The 19,916-nt window shown below is 73.6% G+C and carries 18 protein-coding genes and 1 tRNA gene; 10 read left to right on the forward strand and 9 right to left on the reverse strand.

Annotated features, from left to right (window positions below; all coding sequences use genetic code 11):
* Nucleotides 1-4: 4 nt before the first annotated feature.
* The 4 genes from WME90_RS32175 to WME90_RS32190 form a co-directional block, all read right to left on the reverse strand.
* Nucleotides 5-703, reverse strand: a complete 699-nt coding sequence (locus WME90_RS32175; RefSeq protein WP_437275863.1) for a DUF4230 domain-containing protein — start codon at nt 701-703, stop codon at nt 5-7.
* Nucleotides 704-897: 194 nt separating this feature from the next.
* A complete protein-coding gene (locus tag WME90_RS32180) occupies nt 898-2,211 on the reverse strand; it encodes a hypothetical protein (RefSeq protein WP_437275864.1) in 1,314 nt (437 codons plus the stop codon).
* A gap of 121 nt (nt 2,212-2,332) precedes the next feature.
* On the reverse strand, nt 2,333-4,624 hold the full coding sequence (locus WME90_RS32185) for a transglycosylase SLT domain-containing protein (protein WP_437275865.1): 2,292 nt from the start codon (nt 4,622-4,624) through the stop codon (nt 2,333-2,335).
* Nucleotides 4,625-4,778: 154 nt separating this feature from the next.
* Nucleotides 4,779-5,783: a hypothetical protein gene (locus WME90_RS32190; protein WP_437275866.1), complete on the reverse strand. Its 1,005-nt coding sequence runs from the start codon at nt 5,781-5,783 to the stop codon at nt 4,779-4,781.
* A gap of 61 nt (nt 5,784-5,844) precedes the next feature.
* On the opposite strand from WME90_RS32190, the gene WME90_RS32195 reads away from it, so the two are divergent.
* Nucleotides 5,845-7,068 carry a hypothetical protein gene (locus tag WME90_RS32195; RefSeq protein WP_437275867.1) on the forward strand — a complete coding sequence of 408 codons (1,224 nt, stop codon included), beginning with the start codon at nt 5,845-5,847 and terminating at the stop codon, nt 7,066-7,068.
* A gap of 84 nt (nt 7,069-7,152) precedes the next feature.
* Here the strand turns inward: WME90_RS32195 and WME90_RS32200 are convergent, their stop codons facing one another.
* A complete protein-coding gene (locus tag WME90_RS32200) occupies nt 7,153-8,601 on the reverse strand; it encodes an MXAN_5187 C-terminal domain-containing protein (RefSeq protein ID WP_437275868.1) in 1,449 nt (482 codons plus the stop codon).
* An 81-nt stretch (nt 8,602-8,682) separates the two neighbouring features.
* On the opposite strand from WME90_RS32200, the gene WME90_RS32205 reads away from it, so the two are divergent.
* Both WME90_RS32205 and WME90_RS32210 read left to right on the forward strand, forming a co-directional pair.
* Entirely contained in the window at nt 8,683-9,783 is a 1,101-nt protein-coding gene (locus tag WME90_RS32205; RefSeq protein ID WP_437275869.1) for a histone deacetylase family protein, read from the forward strand.
* Between the two features lie 314 nt (nt 9,784-10,097).
* A tRNA-His gene (locus tag WME90_RS32210) sits at nt 10,098-10,173 on the forward strand.
* Between the two features lie 208 nt (nt 10,174-10,381).
* Here the strand turns inward: WME90_RS32210 and WME90_RS32215 are convergent.
* Nucleotides 10,382-10,972, reverse strand: coding sequence for a Uma2 family endonuclease (locus WME90_RS32215; RefSeq protein WP_437275870.1), 591 nt, complete (start codon nt 10,970-10,972; stop codon nt 10,382-10,384).
* Nucleotides 10,973-11,075: 103 nt separating this feature from the next.
* Nucleotides 11,076-11,666 carry a Uma2 family endonuclease gene (locus WME90_RS32220; RefSeq protein WP_437275871.1) on the reverse strand — a complete coding sequence of 197 codons (591 nt, stop codon included), beginning with the start codon at nt 11,664-11,666 and terminating at the stop codon, nt 11,076-11,078.
* 404 nt (nt 11,667-12,070) lie between these two features.
* On the opposite strand from WME90_RS32220, the gene WME90_RS32225 reads away from it, so the two are divergent.
* Nucleotides 12,071-13,453 (forward strand): hypothetical protein, encoded by a 1,383-nt coding sequence (locus WME90_RS32225; RefSeq protein WP_437275872.1) that lies wholly within the window; start codon nt 12,071-12,073, stop codon nt 13,451-13,453.
* Between the two features lie 80 nt (nt 13,454-13,533).
* Here the strand turns inward: WME90_RS32225 and WME90_RS32230 are convergent, their stop codons facing one another.
* The gene (locus tag WME90_RS32230; protein ID WP_437275873.1) at nt 13,534-13,806 is read right to left on the reverse strand and encodes a hypothetical protein; all 273 of its coding nucleotides are present in this window, start codon (nt 13,804-13,806) and stop codon (nt 13,534-13,536) included.
* A gap of 387 nt (nt 13,807-14,193) precedes the next feature.
* Here WME90_RS32230 and WME90_RS32235 point away from each other — a divergent pair, with 387 nt between their 5' ends.
* Together WME90_RS32235 and WME90_RS32240 are read left to right on the forward strand one after the other, a co-directional pair.
* A complete protein-coding gene (locus WME90_RS32235; RefSeq protein WP_437275874.1) occupies nt 14,194-14,697 on the forward strand; it encodes a response regulator in 504 nt (167 codons plus the stop codon).
* Nucleotides 14,698-14,792: 95 nt separating this feature from the next.
* Nucleotides 14,793-15,287, forward strand: a complete 495-nt coding sequence (locus tag WME90_RS32240) for a YqaA family protein (RefSeq protein WP_437275875.1) — start codon at nt 14,793-14,795, stop codon at nt 15,285-15,287.
* 17 nt (nt 15,288-15,304) lie between these two features.
* Here WME90_RS32240 and WME90_RS32245 read toward each other — a convergent pair whose 3' ends face one another.
* Nucleotides 15,305-15,946: a hypothetical protein gene (locus WME90_RS32245; protein ID WP_437283683.1), complete on the reverse strand. Its 642-nt coding sequence runs from the start codon at nt 15,944-15,946 to the stop codon at nt 15,305-15,307.
* 185 nt (nt 15,947-16,131) lie between these two features.
* Between WME90_RS32245 and WME90_RS32250 the strand changes: the two genes are divergently transcribed.
* The 4 genes from WME90_RS32250 (at nt 16,132) to WME90_RS32265 (ending at nt 19,873) form a co-directional block, all read left to right on the forward strand.
* The gene (locus tag WME90_RS32250; RefSeq protein WP_437275876.1) at nt 16,132-17,043 is read left to right on the forward strand and encodes a hypothetical protein; all 912 of its coding nucleotides are present in this window, start codon (nt 16,132-16,134) and stop codon (nt 17,041-17,043) included.
* Nucleotides 17,044-17,062: 19 nt separating this feature from the next.
* A complete protein-coding gene (locus WME90_RS32255) occupies nt 17,063-17,923 on the forward strand; it encodes a protein kinase domain-containing protein (RefSeq protein ID WP_437275877.1) in 861 nt (286 codons plus the stop codon).
* 86 nt (nt 17,924-18,009) lie between these two features.
* The gene (locus tag WME90_RS32260) at nt 18,010-19,200 is read left to right on the forward strand and encodes a cystathionine gamma-synthase (protein ID WP_437275878.1); all 1,191 of its coding nucleotides are present in this window, start codon (nt 18,010-18,012) and stop codon (nt 19,198-19,200) included.
* 112 nt (nt 19,201-19,312) lie between these two features.
* The gene (locus WME90_RS32265) at nt 19,313-19,873 is read left to right on the forward strand and encodes a hypothetical protein (RefSeq protein ID WP_437275879.1); all 561 of its coding nucleotides are present in this window, start codon (nt 19,313-19,315) and stop codon (nt 19,871-19,873) included.
* The last annotated feature ends 43 nt before the right edge of the window (nt 19,874-19,916 follow it).

Here is a 19,916-nt window from a genome sequence, read left to right on the forward strand (position 1 = left end):
CGCGTCAGCCCCCGCCGCCGCCGACCTCGCGCCAGCGGATCTCCACCCGCTTCGCGCCGAGCTGCGTCGCGAGCGCCGTGATCTGCCGCTCGGCCTGCGCCTTCGCGCGCACCATCACGTTCCCCTCGAGCGCGGCCTTCTCGATCGCGGCCGTCGCCTCCTTCCGGGCCCGCGCCTCGAGCTGCTCGTTGCGCCGCGCGAGCAGGCTCGTCGCCCGCGTGTACACGTACGTCTCGTCGTCATCGAGCCGGGTCGAGAAGACCTCGGGCGCCGGCAGCGTGAGCCGCGCGACCCCGGTCTCCGGATCCATCGCGATGTCGCCCTCGCCGATCCGCGCGAGATCGACGCCGATCGTGACGTGACCGACCGCGACGAGCAGGAGGGCGTCGGTGGCCTGCACCAGGCCGAACAGGCGGCTCTGCCGGTCGGCGAGATCCACGACCTTCTCGACGTGCACCTCCGTGGTCTCGAGCCGCGACAGGTCGCGGATCGCGATGAGGAGCGCAGGCGACGGCCGCGCGACGATGACGCTCGACGGCGCGGGCGCGCCGAGGCGCGGCGCCACCACGAGCGCGCCGACCCCGACCGACGCGAAGAGCGCCACGGCTAGCAGCGCGATCCTCAAGGCGCGGCCCGCCTGCGCGCGGGGGCGCGGCGCGTGAACTGCGACCGAAGCGTAGGGATCCTGGAGCGGGCCTTCCATCGGGTCTACCTCGGAGGATCACGGGCGCGCAGGAGGCGCCCTCGGCAGCTCGGCTGGACACCGACCAGAGGAGCCGCGCGTCCTCTACGGAGAGTAATGAGAACCGGGAGGCCGGAGGGCGAGAAGAATCGAAAAGCCCCGCACAGCGCAGAGGCCGCCGCGGCGCAGAGGCCGCCGCGGCGCCGCGAGCGGCCTCACGCCGCCCGGGCCGGGGATCGCGGCGCAGGCGCTGCCTGCACCGCCGAGGACGAGAGCGCCTGCTCGAGCATCCAGTCGTCGACGTCTCCCTCGGCCGCCTGCTCCAGGGCGAGCCGCACGTCGCGGTTCGCGCACCCCTCGGCCGCGATCCGCAGCCGCTCCTCGGTCTGGCCGTCTCGCGAGCCGGCGAGCGCGAGCGCGGCCCCGATGCGGAGCTCGGCCGGCGCGCCGCCGTCCTCGAGCACCGTGAACGCCTGCTCCCGCGTGAGCTTCGCCGTCCGGTAGTCGGCGCCGGCCTCGCCCACGAGGCGGCGCAGCGCCGCCCGCCAGGCAGACGCGGGCAGGCCGCGGCGCCCGAGGAGCGCCACCGCGCGCCCCGCCTCGTGAGCGCCGCGCCCGCACCGCTCCCGAAGCAGCGCCAGCAGGTGCTCGCGGCGCCGCTCCGCGAGCTCCATGCTGAGCCCCGTCTCGCTGGGATCGCGCAGCAGCTGCGGCGGTACGAGGGTGAGCGAGATCTCCTCGCCCCCCGAGAGCGCGAGCTCCACGCCGAGCGCGGTCTCCTCGACCCGCTCGATGGATCCGAAGGAGATGAAGCGCTCTCCGGTGTCAGCCCGGAGCGAGAGCCCGTCGCTGCCCGCCACGAGCACGCGGCGCGCGGAGCCTTCCCGGAGCAGCGCCGCGAGCACCCACGCCGAGGCGCCCGTGACGACGCCGAGCGAGAGCGCCACGTCGAAATCGAGCACCGACCAGCAGATCAACGACATGAGCGCCGCGACCCCGACGAACAGGCGGCGCCGGGGCAGCGACGGCGCGTCGTCATAGAGCCGCGCGCTCCACGTGCCCCGCGCTCGCCCGGCGGCGATCGCGCCGAGCAGCCGCTCCGCGTCGCCCGGATCGTCGACGCGCACCCGGATGACATCGCCGTCGTCGGTCTTCAAGGCGACCTCGCCGCCGGAGCTCGAGAGGCGCGCGCGCGTGAGCGAGAGGAGCGGGAACGACCGCCGATCGCCAGGGCGCTCGATCCACAGCGCGTTGCTCACCCGGACGATCGCCGCGCCGGACGAGCCCACCGCGGCCCAGAGCCACGCGATCGGCGTGTAGAGCAGGCACGCCAGGCAGAGCAGCGCGAGCAACGATCCGAGCAGCGCGAAGGGCACCATGAGGGCCGCCACGAGCGGGCCCGCGATCGGCTCCACGAGCGACGCGACGGAGAAGACGACGAGGAGCCAGGCGAGCGCCGAGGAGAGCAGCCGGCCGATGGATCGAACGTCCGCGTAGGGCTGGATGAGGACCCCACACCGCTTGAACACGCCGTCTCTTCCAGCGGTCCCTGCCACCCCATCACGGTGATGGCACCCGCCGGCGAGTTCAAGCGTGCAGCGCAATTTCAACGCAGGAGGAACTCTTGCGCCGGCGCGGCGGCGACCGCCCTCAGTACGCGTCCGCGGGGGCGCGCGCGTCCGCGGGGAGCGTGAGCGGGAGCATCTCCACGGCCGCGTCCCCGCCGGCCAGCCACTGATACCGCGCCAGGTTCGCGAGGACGCGACCCACGTAGGTGCGCGTCTCGTCGTAGGGGATCCGCGCCACCCACACGTCGGTGTCCCGATCGATGCCGCCCTCGAGCCAGTGCGAGACGGCCTTCGGCCCGGCGTTGTACGCCGCCGTCGCGAGCGGCAGGCTGCCCTCGAACGTCCGGAGCAGCTTGCCGATGTAGAAGCCGCCGAGGCGCAGGTTGAGCGGCGCGCTCTTGAGCTGATCGAGGTCGAAGCCGAGCGAGAGCTCGCTGGCCGCCTTCTGGGCCGTCGACGGCATGAGCTGCATCAGCCCGACCGCGCTCGCGGGGCTCACCACGACGGGATCGAACGCGCTCTCCTGGCGCATCAGCGCGTGAACGAGGCCCCTCGGCAGCCCGTGCTGCGCCTCGAGCGCGCGCACCTCGCCGACGTACGGCTCCGGATAGACGCACTCCCACGCCCAGCGTTCGGCCTGCGAGGGCGCGCGCCGGAGCGCCGCGGCGGAGACGGCCTGCGAGCCCACGCGGTAGCGGCGCTTCGCGGGCGAGAGCATGCCGTACATCCGGCAGAGCGCCTCGCTCTCCTGCCCCGCGTAGGCCGCCGTCGCCTCGCGCTCGTTCTCGGCGAGGTAGCTCTCCGCGTCGCCGTCGAGCCCCATCGACGCGAGCAGCGCCGCGGCCGGCGGCAGCTTCACCTCCGCGGGCCGAGCGCCCCCGGGCGACGCCGGGACGAGCAGCGGCGGCACGGGCGCGCCCACCGCCGAGAGGCGCGAGCGCGAGAGCAGCGCGCCCCACGAGAGCGGCTGCTCCCGCATCACCTGCGTCCAGAGCCGCACCGCGCCGTCACGATCGCCGCCGCGCAGCGCCGCGAGCCCCGCGAGCTCGCGCAGCCGCGCCGCGTCGGCCGGGCCCGCGTCGCGCGCGAGCTGCTCCAGCGGCCGACGCGCGTGCGCGGCGCTGCCCGTCGACAGCGTCGCGAGCGCCCGCTCGTAGAGCGCGTCGTCACGCCGATCGCTCCGCGGATACGCGCCGATGAACCGGCCGTACTGCGCGACCGCCTCCCCGTAGCGCCCGACCTGCATGAGGAGCCGGGCGGCGAGCAGGCTCGAGAGCTCGCCCCACCGGGTCTTCTGGAACTTGCGCGCGACCGCGAGGTGCCGCTCGATCGCCTCCGCCTCGCGCCGGAGCCGCGAGAGCGAGCGCGCGGCGAGGTGCAGCTGCTCCGCCTGGCGCGCCGACGGCGAGGCGGCGACCTTGAGGAACGCCGCGGCCGCGGCCTCGTAGTCGCGCGCCTGGTAGAGCGCCGTGGCCCTGCGGTGGTGGAGCTCCGATGCCGGGACGCCCGACATCTTGTCGAGCTCGGCGATCGCCTCCGTCGCGCTGCCCCCGGCGACCATGGCGTCGACCTTCTGGAGCCGCTCCGCCTGCGAGAGCTGCCCCGGGACCGCGGCGAGGAGCGCCGCGGCCTCGCGCCCGTCGGGCGACGACGGCGCGCTCTTCACGATCCACCGGAGGTCGGCGTGCGCGAGGGCCGCCGCGGCGGCCTTCTCCCCCGGGCGCTCGGCGGCGTCGCGCACGCCGAGCTGGACGCGCGCCCGCGCCATCCGCGCCGCGGCCTCGTCGCGCGATCTGCGCGCGCGCTGCGCCGCCGCCACGGCCCGATCCGCGAGCGCGCGGGCCCGCTTGAGATCGCCGCCCTTCAGGTAGGCGAGCGCGGCGCGCGCGAGGCCGGGCGCGCTGCCCGTGCCCTCGAAGTACGCCGCCGCCACGAGGAACGGCCCCGCCACGAACGCCGCCTCCGCGCGGTAGCGCGCCACCTCGCGGGCGAGCAGCGGCAGCTCCTGCTCCAGGCCGTGGAGCAGCTCCACCACCTTGCCGTGATGGCCGAGCTCGAGCGCGACGCGCGCCCGCGCGTACTTCATCGAGGGCAGCGCGCGCTGCTCCATGGGCAGGGCGTCGAGCCGCTCCGCCGCCTCGGCCCAGCGCTCGAGCCGCACCGACTCGACCCACGCGCCGTCCACCACGGGCGCGAGCGACGCGAGGGCATCCGCCGCAGGCGGCGCGAGGCCATCCGCCGCAGGCGGCGCGACCGCCGGCGCGCGCGCGGTGCTCTGCGACGGCGGCGGCCCGGCCGCGTGGTGCTCCGCGCACGCGGCGAGCGAGAGGCCGAGCGCACACGCGGCGGCGAGCCCGCGGCGCGCTCCCCGCAAAGACGGCTTCGGTGGCGACGGAGCCCGTTTCATAGCCGACCCGGCGCGTTGGACGATCCGCCGGCAGCGCGCCGCGAGGACGGAGCGACGCAGGACGGCGGCCTCCGCGCGCAGGCCGCTCGAACTGCAGCGCGCGCGCTGCCGACCCCTCTAGCTAGCAAGCTTGGGTACCAGGTCGCAAACAAAGTGTCGGGGCCGAAGCGATCCACTGCTTTCCGATCTCCACGTCCTCCTCGAACAGGAAGACCGCGATCTCGTCGAGCGAGCCAGCGCGGTTCGGCGGCGCACCCAGACGGAGCGCCGCGGCCTTGCCGAACGCGGCGACCACCGGGTGCGGCGAGCTCGCGAGCCCCAGCAGCTCGGGCACGAGCTCCGCCGCCCCGAGCGCGCCCGCGAGGACGGCCGCGAGCGGCCGCGGGTCGGCGGGGCAGTCGTGGCTCCACGACAGCGCCGAGCGCAGCGCCGCGATCGTCTCGGGCGCCGCCGCGCGCGCCGCCGCCGTGCGGTAGCCGCCCCCCGGCAGCGCGAGCTGCGCGTCGCCGCGGCTCGTCGCGCAGATGCCGTCCGCCGCTTGCAGCAGCGCCGCGGCGATCGGCTCGGTCACGCCGTCGCCGAGCGCCGTCAGCCCCTCGATGTCGGCGGCGACGGGCCGCGACGCCTCCTGCGCATACCCCTCGAGGTTGGCGAGGAGCCGCTCCAGGTCCACCGCGCCCGCGGCGCGGCCTGCCAGCACCTCGTGCGCGGCGTGGACGGTCACGAGGCTCGACACGATGGCCGGCGTCCCGCCGCGCATCGTGTGCGACACGTCGACGCTCACCCGCGTGATGGCGGGCCACCGCAGCACCCGCGGCTCCGTGTCCGGATCGACGACGATGCCCCACGGCACGACGGCCATCGTCACCTCGCGCGCGCCGCGCTGGATCGGGGGGCGGGGCTCGGCGCGGGCCAGCGCCAGCAAGCCGAGCGCGCTCCCCATCGCGATGAGCCCCAGCGAGAGCGCGTAGCTCCCGGCGCTCCAGATGGCCGCGGAGGCGCCCGCGAGCCCCGCGGTCCCGGCCGCGGCGAGCGCCCCGGTCGAGCCGGGCTCCGGGCGGAGCCACACGTAGCGGAAATCCGGCGGAGGCAGCTTGCGCAGCACGGTGACGACCCCGGACGACAAATCTAGGCTGCCGCGCCCCCGCGCGCCACCGGCAGCGCGGGAGCCCTCGCGCGCGCCAGGCATGCCACGGCGCGTCGTCGATCCGCGCGCTCGCCGCGCCGCCGCGCTGCCGTGGGCGGCGCGGCGCGGCGCCCACGGCAGCGCGGCGTACCGCGCGCGCTGCGCGGTGGTAGCTTCGCGGGCGGTGCTGCTCTCCCGCGTCCGCCTCGCCCATGTCGGCCCGTTCGAGGACCTCTCGCTCTCGCTCGAGGACGCCGCCGGCGCGCCGCGCCGGCTCGTGGTCCTGTTCGGCGGCGACGGCGTGGGCAAGACCTCGATCCTGTCGGCGATCGCCTCGACCCGGCCAGGGTACGCGGTCGCGCAGCCGAGGCCGCGCGGAGACGACGGCGCGCAGCCGCTCGTGGTCACCGACTGGCTGCTCGGCACGGACGACCCGGCGCGCGCGCACCCGCTGCGGGTCACAAGCCCGAGCGCGCGCCTCGACGAGCCCGAGGACGCGGCGCTCCTGCGGCGGAGGGAGCAGTCGCTGTTCGAGCGGCGCGCGGCCGAAGGGGGGTTCGTCCTCGTCGCGCTCTCGGGCGCGCGCTGGTTCTCCCGCACCTCGATCGTGCTGACGACGCCCGAGCGCAGCGTCCTCCGCTACGACGTGCGCGCGGCCGCGAGCTTCGACGACGCCACGCGCACCGACCTCGCCCGCGAGACGAAGCAGGTGCTCTCGTTCATCCCGATCGCGGCGGCGCTCGCGCGCGACCGCTCGCAGAGCGGGCCGGAGGCGCCGTCGAACGTGCCGCCGGACGCTCGGCCGGGCGCCCAGGCGGAGCGGCTCGGCGCGCTCGATCGCGCGCTCAAGGAGGTGCTCGGGGCGCTGCTCGAGGGCCACGGCGTGGCGTACGCGGGCGTCGATCCGCTCCGGCTCGAGCCGATCTTCGAGCGCGCGGACGGCCAGCGCGTCGACTTCGACGATCTCGGGCGGAGCGCGCGGCACACCGTCGCCTTCGGCGCGCTGGCGCTCCGCGCGCTCGCGTCCGCGCACCCGAGCGGCGATCCGCGCCTCGCCGAGGGGGTCGTGCTGATCGACGACATCGAGGTGCAGCAGCCGGTGCACCGCCAGCGATCGCTCGCCGCGCGCCTGCGCGCCGCGCTGCCCAACGTGCAGTGGATCGTCACGACCTCGTCGCCCGCGATCGCGCTCGGCTGCGAGCTCTCCGACGTGATCGCGCTCCGCCGCGAGCCGTCGTCGGGGCGCGTCGAGCTGCACGAAGGCTCCGACGCCGTGCTGCACTGAGCGGCGCGGCGCGGCGCGCCTCGACGAGGGGGGCGCCGCGGGGGGCGCCACGCCCCCTCGGTCCCCGGGCCCGCGCCGCGCGCGTCAGGCGAGCGGCACGGCGAGGAGCACGACCTCCTTGCCGCGGACCTCGATCTTGTAACGCATCGGCTTGCCGTGCTTCCGCCCGAGCTCCTGCTCGCTCGCCTTGAGGCGGGCGACGAACGCGTCGCGGGCGATGTGGTCCACCGGATCGCCGAGCGACTTCTTCGCGGCGATGTACTCGGCGAAGATGCGCGCGTAGTAAGCGTCCTCCGGCTCCTCGAGGAGCGCCTTGGCGTCGGCCGGGATCTCGCCTGCCGACAGCGCGGCCATCCGCTCGTCGACCTCGAGGGCGTCCCGGAACGACGCCGACGTCGGCGCGCGCGACGGGCGCCCCTCGGCGTCGGTCTCGTCCTCCTGCACGCCGAACAGCTGGTTCAGGAGCGAGTTCAGGCGGAACACGAGCCCGCCGAGCTCGGCGTGCTCGATCTCGAACCGGAGGTCGGTCCGGCCGTTCATGATCGCGAGCAGGCCGTCCTCGATCTCGGAGACCGGCTGCGAGATGTACGCGTCCAGGAAATAGGCGGCGATCACGACGAGCACGAGCCCGAGCGCGGTGACGCCGAGCAGCGGCCAGAGCAGCGCGCTCGCGAGCCCCGGCGTCCGGAGCTGCGCGATGCTGAGGAGCACCGCCCGCCGCCCGTCTCCGTACCCGTCGAGCGCGTGCCCGACGGCGCTGTACTCACCGGACAGCCCGCCGACGTCGACCATCTGCCCGGAGCGCAGCGCCTTCAGGGCGCCGTCTTTCGCCGGCGACGCCGTGAGCGCCGCGACCAGCTGCGGGGGCGCGTCGCGCGATTTCGCCACGACGTCGAGCCCGTCGCCCGACTGCATCGCGACGACGAGGAGGCGCCCGCTCGTGCGCTCGCTCGCGTTGGTCAGCCGCTCGTCGTTGAGCGCGGTGCCCACCGCGACGGCGCCGATGATCTGCCCGGCGTCGCTGCGGATGGGCGCGTAGGACGCGAGCAGCTGCTCGTTGCGCGCCCTGCTGACCCACACGTCCGAGCCGGTCACCCCCTGCTCGATGGCGAGCTTCAGCGACGGGTAGACCGCGCCGAGGTTGTCCCCGCGCATGAGCGCCGAGGCGTTCCGTCCGAGCACGACGCCCTTCGTGTCCACAAGGACCACGAGGGAGGGCGGGGTCCTGGCGAGCTCGGGCGAGGCCGCGACCGCCTCCCGGATCGCGTTGGCGGCGCTGGTGGCCGCCTCGGCGCGGGCCGGGGCGGTGCCCGCGTTGAACGGCTCGCGCAGCTTCGGGTCGCTGGCGTGGGAGTCGAGCCACCGCTCCAGCACGAGGCCGTCCACCTGGAGCTGAGCCATGGCGGCCGCGAGCGCGCGCGGCGCCTCGCCGGGGCGCCCGATCTCCGCGAGGGAGGCGCGCGTTAGGGCGTAGAAGAGCCCTCCGACCATGAGGACAACCACGGCGAAGACTGCGATGATCTTTCCGCGCATCCTGCGTCTCCACTCCTTTTTTCCGGGGCTCAGGGCAAGCTACCATCCGCTGCGGCGCTGCTACAACTCTCCACCCCGCTCATGGTGCACTTGAATCAGCCGCACTCCGAAGTCCCGCGCCTGTACGTCGTCGACGACGCGCTGTTCGAGCAACATCGCGCGCGAGGTCCGCACCCCGAGCGCCCCGAGCGCCTCGAAGCGGCCCGCCGCGCCATCGAGCGCTGCGCTGCGGCTGGCCTCGCGCTGGAGCGCGTGGCGCCGCGCGACGCCACGGACGAAGAGCTCGCTCGAGCGCACGCCCCGCGGTACCTGGAGTCGCTGCGCCGGCTGAGCGGCCACTACGCGGCGCTCGACCCCGACACGTACCTGGCCCCGTGCTCGGTCGACGCGGCGAAGCGCGGCGCCGGCGGCGCGGTGGCGCTTGTCGATGCGGTGCTCGCCGGCCCCGGCCGGCTCGGCGTCGCGCTGCTCCGCCCGCCCGGTCACCACGCCACGCGCGACGCCGGCATGGGCTTCTGCATCCTGAACAACGTCGCCGTGGCTGCGCGGGCGGCGCTGAGCAGCGGGCTCTCGCGCGTGGCGGTGATCGACTTCGACGTGCACCACGGCAACGGCACGCAGGACATCTTCTGGGACGATCCGCGCGTGCTGTTCTGCTCGCTGCACCAGTGGCCGTTCTATCCTGGCACCGGCGCGGCGGACGAGCTCGGCGTGGGCGACGGCGCCGGCTACACGGTGAACGTGCCGCTGTCCGACGGCGCGACGGATGCGGTCTACGAGGCTGCCTTCGACGAGCTCCTCCTCCCGGTGCTCGACGAGTATGCGCCCGAGCTGATCCTTGTCTCGGCGGGGTTCGACGCGCACGAGCGCGATCCCCTCGCGGCGATGAAGCTGTCGCGCGCGGGGTATGCGTGGATGGCCCGCCGGCTCGCGGCGATGGCGACCGCGAAGGCGGGGGGGCGGCTCGCCATCTTCCTGGAGGGCGGCTACGACCTGGCCGCGCTCGAGAGCTCGCTCGCGGCGGCGCTGCTCGCGGCCTCCGGCTGCGAGGCAGCGGAGGAGCCGGCCGGAGCGTCCGTGCCGCCGGCGCAGCCCGCGCAGCGCGCGCCGATCTCGACGCGCCATCGCGCGGACCTGGACCGGGCCCGCCGGGCCGCGCTGCGCCGGTGGACGACGCTCTGAGCGAGGGTCGACCGGCGGCGCGCGCCTGGGGAACCGCGGAGGAACGGAACCGCGGAGGAACCGAGGACCGAGGCCGAGGTGCGAACGGGGCCAGGGCGGGGGCCGCCGGGCGGGCCCCTGCCCGGCGAGGCCCCGGCGGATCCCTCTGCCTGCCGGAGGTGGCCGGCGCCTCCTTCTTCCCAGGAGGGACCACGGCGGAGGAAGCGGGGGAAGCGGGGGTACAAAGACCGACGCGCCTTGCGTTTACCTGATTGCACTCCGCGCGAAGCTGAGTATTCTGCCAGGCCTTCGCAGCCCGCGGGCCGCGAAGAACGGTGGGTATAGCTCAGTTGGTAGAGCACTGGATTGTGGCTCCAGTTGTCGCGGGTTCGAATCCCGTTACTCACCCCAGGTAGAACAGCCCGAAATCGTTGGCGAAAGCGGCGACCCGAGGGCTGGCGAGGTGGACGAAGCCGGGGGGGCTTGGGTCCGGCGGTGGATCCAACCCCGGTCCTTTGGCGTCCTGGGGCGGGTGGATCATGCGAGAAGGCCACCTGGATGCAGGGGGCGGTGTTCGCCGGCGGAGCGGTCGAAGCGCCCGTGTCGACGCGGCGGTCGGCTACCTCGCCCAGAGGACCGAGAGATCGAGCTCGATGGCCTCGAAGGGCTCGACACGAACACGCGCGTCGTCGCGGTGGATCAGCGCGGGCCCCCAGCTCCGGCCCGAGACGAGCGAGAAGACCTCCAACGTCCGCTTCAGGGGGTCGACCAGCCACGCGTGCCGCACGCCCTCGCGCGCGTAGATCGGCATCTTCTCGTCGCGGTCGACGTCCTCGGTCGACGGGCTCAGCACCTCGCAGATCCAGTCCGGGGCGAGGGCGAAGTACGCCGTCTCGGGAAGCTCGGGCATGCGTTCTATCCGCCAGCCGGCGAGGTCGGGCACGAGCGCGTCGATCTCACCAGGCGCATCCGGGTCGGGGAAGTGCAGCTCAGGTTCGACCAAGATGGTCCAGCCGCCGGGCCCGCCTTCGCCCAGGTCGAAGGGGCCGGACAGCTTCCCTCCGAGCCTGGACGCGGCTCGTGCATGTCGCGGCGCTGGCCGGGGGAACACGTGCAGGGTGCCGCGGACGAGCTCCGCCACCTTGTTCGGCGGGACGGCTTCGAGATCGGCATACGTCGCGCGGCGCTGCCTCTCGGCGGGCTGGCCCATGGGCAAAGCCTGCCCGGGGGCAGGTGGCGCGGCAAGGCGGCGAGAGCAAGCCCAGATCGACGGCCTGCCGGGGCGCTCATCGACGGCTGGCGAGGGCGGCCGGCTACCTCGCCCAGAGGGCTGAGAGATCGAGCTCGATGGCGCCGAAGGGCTCGACGCGAACGCGAGCGGCGTCGCGGTGGATCACCGCGGGCCCCCAACGGCGATCCGCATCGAGCACGTACACCTCGAGCGTCCGCGCGATCGGATCGACGAGCCACGCATTCCGCACGCCCTCGCGCGCGTAGATCGGCATCTTCTCGTCGCGGTCGACGTCCTCGGTCGACGGGCTCAGCACCTCGCAGATCCAGTCCGGGGCGAGGGCGAAGTACGCCGTCTCGGGTAGCTCGGGCATGCGCTCCCGGCGCCAGCCGGCGAGGTCGGGCACGATCGCGTCGATCTCGCCCGGCGCGTCCGGGTCGGCGAAGTGCAGCTCGGGCTCGGGGAGGATCCACCACCCGCCCGGGCCGCCGCGACCGCGGTGGAATGGGCCGAACAGCTCGCCTTGCAGGGCTCCCTCGGCGTTGGCGTGTCGCGGCGCCGGCCGGGGGAAGACGTGCAGGGTGCCGCGGACGAGCTCCGCCACCTTGTTCGGCGGGACGGCTTCGAGATCGGCGTACGTCGCGCGGCGCTGCTTCCCGGCGGGCTGGCCCATGGGCGAAGCCTGCCCGGGGGCGGGCGGCGGGGCAAGGCGGCGAGCACCGTTGCGACCCGCAATGACGGTCCTGCGCTGTTGCCGCGGCGATGAGTGATGAACCGCGTCGTGTCGCGCACCTCCACACGCAGGACTCCTCCTGAACGCCCCGGTCCGAGGCTCGACGCGCCCGAGGCCATCCATGAGCGCGCTCGCACGTCACAACGAGCGCTCTCGCGCTCCATGCATGAGCGCGCTCGCACGGCTTCACGAATCGCCGCTTCGATAAGCATCTTTCGCGCGCCTCGGAAATATCGATTCATGGATATCTACCCACCACGGTGGGCAGTTACCCATTCTGCCGGAGACATCTAGTCTCATTTTTGTAACCAATTCGCCACAAACCACGCGTAGCGTCGGCGCGCATGAAAACCACTCTCCCTGGCAGCCGCGCGCTGACGACGCGCCTCATCTCCGCCGCTTTCGTCGCGTTCAGCGCACCTCAGCTCGCCGCGTGTGCCGTCGAGTCGAGCGACGCGGCGGATCCTACCGAGTTGCCGGCCCCCGGCGCCGTCGATGTCGTCCGCCCGCTCACGCTCTCGGAGCGCGCTCGCGTGCCCGAGAAGGAGCCGGGGTTCGTCGCCGCGGTGCTCGAGGACCACGAGCTCGTCATCACGCACGACGGCAGCATGCCGCCCTTCGCCGCGGGCGACGTGCTCGGCGGCACGCAGGGAGGCGGATACCTGGCGCGCGTCGTCAGCGTGCGCGCGCTCGACGCGACGCGGGTGGCGCTCGAGACGACGCCCGCTCCGCTGACGGAGTTCATCACCGAGGGGCATTTCCACGTCCACTACGACGCGCGCGAATACGCGCGCGCCATCGACGATCACCTCGCGCGCGCCCGCGAGCTCGGCGCGGAGGACGGCGAGCAGATCGCGAGCGCGGCGGAGGCCCTGAAGATCGCGTCCGGCGCCTCCATGAAGCTCCTCGACCTCTCCTCGGCCTCTCTCCCGGCGTCGTGCGGGGTCACCGCGCACGGGACGGCGGCGCTCGACGTCACCGCCGAGCTCTCGCCGGCGCTCGACCTCGAGGTCCACATCGGCCCGAGGGGCAAGCTCAACCCGGTGCCAGAGCTGAAGCAGCTCCGCCTCGTCGCGTCGGGTCAGCTCGACGTGAGCGCCAGGCTCCACGGCGCCGGCACGGTCACGGGGAGCTGCGCGGTCGATCTCCTGGAGCTCGCCGGAGGCGCCCTGAGCGTGCCTCTGCCGACGCTGACCTTCTGGGTGGGCCCCGTCCCCGTCGTCGTCACCACGGACGTCGTGCCGCGAGCGAAGGCGGATCTGGGGCTGTCCTTCACGGCCGCGGAGGTGGAGGCCGAGGCGCAGGCGACCGCCGAGATCGAGGCCGGGGTCGACTACAGGAACGGCAAGTGGAGCACGATCTGGGAGCCCTCCGGCTCGGCCTCGGGCTCCGCCTCCATCGGGGCGCCTGGCCAGATCACGGCCTCCGGCAAGGTGAGCGCCGGCGCGGAGCTCCGGGCGCGCCTGTACGGCATCGTCGGCCCGAACGTCGGACTCGAGGCGTACGCGCGCGTCACGGCGGAGACCGCGCCGCCCTACTGCTCGTACGGCGCGCGGATCGACGGCGGCGTGCGCGCCTACGCCGAGGCGGTGGCCGGCGTGTCGGTCGGCCCGCTGGATCTGACGCTCGCGCGCCTCGATCTCGTCGATCTCGAGCTGCTGCACTTCGACGGACCGCACGCCTCGGGCCAGCTCCGCGACGCGCCCGAGTGCGACGTGGAGCCCTGATCGCGCGGTATCTCACCCGGCCATCCGTCCGTCCGCGAGGCGGGGCGCCCCCGCCTCACGCGCGGCCTCGGGCGCTGCGCTCAAGGGTCCGCGCACGCGACGAAATCGCAGGACGCCTCGTTAACGCACGCCTCGGTCCGCTCGATGAGGTCATTCCCCTCGATGCCGAGGCACGCCGTCTCACAGCTGGTCTTGCTCGGCGGCGGAACCTTGTTCTCCTCCGCGCAGAGGATGCGGTGCTTGCAGAGCTCACTGCACGCGTTCAGGATCTCTTCGTCTTTGCACCCGGCGGCGAAGAGGCCGAGAGCGGCGGCGATGACGAGGGGGATCGTTCGGAGTTCTGCGTTCTTCATGGGCAGCTCACCTCGGTTGTGGAACGGCGACTCTCCCCGGCGAGCGACCCGCTGCCGACCGGCAGCCCGCGTCTGCGCACGAGAAGAAGGCGAGCGCGCGACCCGGCACGGTAGCAGCGCTTCGCAGAAGGCCAGCGCGCCTCACCATGAGGCCACGCCTCCGCGCAGAGCATAGACGAATCCCAGGCCGCCGCCCACCGCTCGACGGCGTGCGCGCGCACCGGCATCACGTCAGCGTCGGCTTGAGCCAACGCTTCCGCTTCCGCGCCTCCCCCGCGCTCGGCGCGGCAGCGAGCGCGGCGCCGACGGCGCGCGCTGGCTCGATGCGCCCGGCGTGGTACATTGCGTCATGGCGCCTCCTGACGCGCCCTCGACGATCGACGACGAATGCCCTCCAAGGAATCCGACACCCTGCTCGAAGCCGACCCAGCCGAGCGACCCGATCGTGAGACGCCCGAGTCCGCGCGGCGTCCTCTCGTGCTCGTGGTCGACGAGGACAGGAGCATCTGGCAGCCGCTCGGCGCGCTCCTCTCGAAGCGATATCGCCTCGTCATGTGCTCTTCGGCCGTGGATGGGGTCGCCGCCTTCACCGAGGACACGTGCGCGGTGATCGTCGATGTGCGGATATCAGGACAGGAGGGGTTCTGGGTCTGTGACCAGATCCGCAAGGTGCAGCCGGAAGTCCCCGTGATCTTCTATTCGGCTTATCAGGACGAGAAGGACTCGTTCGAGGTCATCAACGCGTACCGGCCTTTCGCCTATGTCGACAAGCACGGCGCCGAGCAGGAGCTCCTCGACGCCCTCGAGAAGGCGACGCGGATATTTCAAAGCACCCTCCGCAGCCGACGGATCATCGAGCGGCTGCAGCGCCGCCGGCTGGAGGCGGTCTGACGCCTCGACAGGGCGAGCCGCGCCCGCACGGCGATCGCCGAGATCTGTGGCGCACGCTGGTCCAGCTCGCGCTCAGCCTGTCCGCGCTCTTCGGGGTGATCGCGCTCGCGGCGTACCTCGCGCGCGATGAGCTCGACGCGCTCGGCCGCGGGTTCGTGCAGCGCTTCGGCGTCGCCGGGATGTTCGTCGGCACCTACCTCGCCGATGCGTTCTCGTTCCCGATCCCGCCGCAGTTCTACATGCTGACCGCGATCACCGCGGGAGGCTCGCAGATCGCGCCCCTGATCGCCATCTCGGCCGCCTCGCTCCTCGCCGGCTGCACGGGTTACCGCCTCGCCAGCCGCCTCGCGCGGCTCCGTCTCTTCGCGGCGCGCATCGAGCGGACGCGACCCAAGATAGACCGGCTCTTCGAACGTTACGGGTACTGGGCGATCGCGATCGGGAGCGTCTCGCCGATCCCCTTCTCGATGCTGTGCTACCTGTCGGGGCTGTACCGGGTCCCGCCGCGCTATTTCCTCACCATGGTGCTGTTCCGGGTGCCTCGGCTCCTCCTCTTCTACGCGCTCATCCGGGCGGGATGGAGCCAGTGAAGCCGGAGGCGTGAGCGCTACCTGGGGCTCTCCGTCTCCTCGGACGACGGGTTCACCCTGACGCGCTCCAGGATCTGATCGACCATGCCGAGGTCGATCCCGGAGCGCTCCACGACGTTCCTGGAGAACAGCCGAGTCGCCTCTTTCGCGAGCTCCTCGTCCGGGAGGAACGGCCGCGCGGGCGACCGCGGCGCCGGCAGGCCGATCTCCTTCTCGAGCTCGGAGATCGCCCGGATCATCTCCTGGTAGCAGGCGGAGGCGATCTGCACGGCGAACGGGAACACCTGGACGTTGCCCCGGCCGGCGCGCACGGCGTGCAGCGTCGCGGCGGCCTGCTCGGCGAACTGGCGACTCCCGAACGCGTTGGCCATCTGCGCGTACATCGCGATCGACTCCTGGTCCGCCGCGAGGTCCTCCTCCTTCGTGCGCGGCCCTCCGGACGCGGGCACCGACGACCACCGGACGACCATCCGCGCGTAGTCTTCGAGCGCGCGGCGCTGCAGCGCCAGTCGCTCCAAGAGCGCTTCTCGCCGCTGTCTCTGGACCTCCGCTCTCTCCTCGTGCTCGGCCCGCCGGTCCCCGCTGAGATCTGCCGATCTCCGCGCCAGGTAAGCGCCGATGAAGAGGGCCACGCCGTTGCTCACGGCGATAAAGAGCATCTCCAAGATCCTGGGATCCATGCCGGTGCTCGAGACTTCTATCACGTTCGCGCTGGACGCAGTGATATGCCGCGTGATGCGGAGAAAAGTTGGCCGCCGCCCGCCTCCCGTGGGGGTACGCCGTCATCCCACAGGCGGCCGTGTCCAGGCTCGGAGCCGCGGGGCCGACGTGATAAGATGTTGGCATGACCGGTTCGCTCGACGCCGGGGCCGGCCCGCACGTGGCTGGGCTCGCGGGACCGTTGCGCGAGGCGCTGGAGAGGAGCCTCGCCGACCGGCTCGCGCGCTGCCCCGGGGCGGAGCTCAACCTGGACAACGCGTTCTGGGGCGCCCCCGAGCCGCGCGACCTCGGCGACGCGCTCACCCGGCTCGGGCCGACGTGCCTCAACGTCGTTGTGCGCATCTTCGAGCGCGTCCGGGACATCGACCCGACGCTCGGCCTGTGGACGCAGATCAGGTATCTGCGCAACGTCTGGTGCGGCGGGAGCGCGGGATTCAAAGTGGTCTACGTGGAGCCGGCGGCCATGCGCGAGCGCCTCGACCGCCGCTTCGCGGGAGCGGGCGGCCGCCGCGTCGCGCGCGACACGATCCTCGGGGGGCTCGAGCACCAGCGGGGCGCGCTGTTCGGCTCGCTCGCGGCGAGCATGGGGGCGCTCCTCCGGGGCGGCGAGCCGCGCGACGCGGACAGCTGGCGCGAGGTGCACAAGCCGGATGAAGAGGCGGTCCACCTCTGCGTGGGCAAGCACGAGCCGCGGCCGCCGGAGCTCGACGACATCCATCTCGACTGGAGGTCGCCGGTGGTGGGCGTGGACGAGGAGACGCGCCGCTGCCGTTATGGGGTCTTCATCGGCGCGGTCCACTGGGTGCAGGCGCGATTCGGGCTCGGAAAGCCGGTGTTCCCGTTCCAGAGCGTCGATGACAGGGTCGCCGCCCTCGCCGGGCGCCCCGAGGTGCCGGCGCGCTGGGCCGAGTTTGCGGCGCGCTGGCGCGACGCGCGGTGGCCGCTCGCGATGCGCGGCGGCGCCGGCGCAGAAGAGGCGCGGACGTGGCTCCGCGAGTGCGACGAGCTGGCCGCCGCGCAGCCGGCGGACGCGTGAGAGGCCATCGGCGGCCGGCATGCCCTACCCCGCTCCCGACGGCACCCAGCTGATCGAGCACCTCGGCGCCGGCGCCACCTTCGACGTCGCGCTTGTCCGCCTCGGAGGCTCGCCGCCCTTCGCCACGCTTGTGTGCAAGCGCCTCGTCCCCCGCGTCCTCCACGAGCACGCCGGGCGGGCCGCCATCGTCCGCGAGGCCAGGGCGCTCTCCCTCGCGCGGCACCCTGCCCTGCCCGCGCTCGCGCGCGTCGGCGCCGATCGTCACGGCCCCTTCCTCCTCGAGAGCCGGCGCGAGGGCACCTCCCTCCGCGACGTGCTCGACGGATGGCGCGGCCGCGGCCGTCCGCCGCCCGCCTCGCTCGTCGTCCACGTCGCGAGGACCGCGATCGAGACGCTCGCCGAGCTCCAGGAGCTCGAGGACGCCGGAGGCCCGATCCGCTTCGTTCACGGCGATCTCGGCCCGGATCACGTGCTGCTCGGCCCGCTCGGCGACATCGGCCTCGTCGATCTCGGCGCCGCGCGGTTCCGCGGCATGGATCCGGACCTGGAGACCGCCGACCGGGGCACGGTGCCCTTCGTCGCTCCCGAGATCGCCCGCGGCGAGTCCCCGCCGACGCCGCGCGGCGACGTCTACGCCATGGCGGCGACCCTCGTCGCCTTCGCCACCGGCGCGCCGCTCACGCGCGCCCGCGAGCAGGCCGCGGCGCTGATCGAGATCAGCGAATCGGGCGTCTGCCTCGACGCGCTCTCCGCCGCGGACGCGCTCTCGCCGGGGCAGCGCCGAGCGCTCGCTCGCGCGCTCGACCGCGATCCGGAGCGCCGCGCGGGGAGCGCGCGGGCGCTGCTCGACGCGTTCGACGCGGCCGCACCGCGGGGCTAGGGCGGCGCCGACGCGGCGCGCTCGGCCGGCCCTCCCGCCCGCCAAAACCGTGGACGCACGCGGCTCATGGGATAAGTCTCGACCGCATGAAGCCCCACCTAGGTCACGACACGCTCGGCCTCGACACGCTCGCGATCCACGCCGGACAGCCGCCGGATCCGACGAGCGGCGCGGTCATGACGCCGATCGTGCTCTCGAGCACCTTCGCCCAGGAGCGGCCGGGCCACCACAAGGGGTTCGAGTACTCCCGCAGCGGCAACCCCACCCGCAAGGCGCTCGAGGCGTGCCTCGCCGCGATCGAGGGCGGGCGCCACGGCTTCGCCTTCGGCAGCGGCTCCGCGGCGACCACCACCCTGCTCCACACGCTCCGTCCCGGCGATCACGTGCTCTCGGGCGACGACGTCTACGGCGGCACCTTCCGGCTCTTCGACAAGGTCATGCGGCCGATGGGCATCGCCTCGACCTCGGTCGACATGAGCGACCTCGACGTCGTCCGCAAGGCCCTCACCCCGGCCACGCGCATGATCTGGATCGAGACCCCGACGAACCCGATGCTCAAGATCTTCGACATCGCCGGGCTCGCCGAGATCGCGCGCGCGCACGGGGCGCTGCTCGTCGTCGACAACACCTTCGCCACGCCGGTGCTCCAGCGGCCGCTGGATCTCGGCGCTCACGTCGTGGCGCACTCGACCACGAAGTACCTGAACGGGCACTCGGATGTCGTCGGCGGCGCGCTCGTCACGTCCGAGGACGCCCTCGCCGAGCGGATCGGGTTCCTGCAGAACGCGATCGGCGCCGTTCCGAGCCCGTTCGACTGCTACCTCGTGCTCCGCGGGATCAAGACGCTCGGCGTCCGCGTGCGCCAGCAGTGCGCGTCGGCGGCGCTCATCGCCGGGCGGCTCGCCGAGCACCCCGCCGTCCAGGCGGTGAACTACCCCGGCCTCCCCACGCACGCCGGCCACGCGCTCGCCGCGCGGCAGATGCGCGCGCCCGGCGCGATGATCTCGTTCGTCGTGCGCGGCGGCCTCCCCGTCGCCTCGGGGTTCCTCGAGCGGCTCGCGATCTTCGCCTGCGCCGAGAGCCTCGGCGGCGTCGAGTCGCTCGCCGAGCACCCCGCCCTCATGACCCACGCCTCCGTGCCCGCCGCGGCGCGGGAGGCGCTCGGCATCGCCGACGGCCTCCTCCGGCTCTCGGTGGGCCTGGAGGCGAGCGAGGACCTCTGGAACGACCTCGCGCAGGCGCTGGACGCCGCGCACGGGCGCGCGGCGGGCACGTGAGCATGCGCGGAGCGTGAGCACGCGCGGCGCGGCCGCCGTTTGATCGCGGGCCCCCGAGTACGATAGAAGCGAAGAGCGGCCTTGGGGCCGCCACCTACCACCGGAGCTTTCCATGCGTCTCGCTCGCCTCGGCTTCGTGCCCGTGCTCGGCCTCCTACCCCTGCTCGGCCTCGGCTGCAGCGGCTCGGAGCCGCCGACCCCGCGCGGCGGATACACAATGAACTTCGCCGACCCAGGCATCGACTGCGCCGCGCCGGGACACCTGGCGGTCCTCGGCGAGGTGAGCGCGGGCCAGAAGGTCCGGCTGGTCACCGACGGCGAGGACGACGTCACGGTCGACTGCTCCGTCTCCGGCTCGGGCACCTTCTCCGTCTCGGCGATGGCCAAGAACCCCGCCGAAGCCTCGGACATCCGCGTCAAGATCGACAGCATCGCCCCCGCGGCGACCAAGGACGCGCCGGCCACCGGCGACATCGCCTTCTCCTCGGCGAAGACGGGAGGCCAGACCTTCTATTCGGATCCAGCGGCCCCGTGTAAGTTCTGGTTCGAGGGCAAGCAGGGGGTCGACGCGGGCAAGATCTGGGTCGGCTTCGAGTGCCCGGCGATGCTGAACGAGGGCGAGACCTGCCAGCTCAGGCTGGGCGTCCTGGCCTTCGACGGCTGCGGGGGCTGAGCGGCCCGCCGGCTTGTTGGCGTGTTGAAAGGGGCGCGCGCGG

The organism is Sorangium sp. So ce375 (assembly GCF_051473855.1).
Taxonomy (GTDB): domain Bacteria; phylum Myxococcota_A; class Polyangia; order Polyangiales; family Polyangiaceae; genus Sorangium.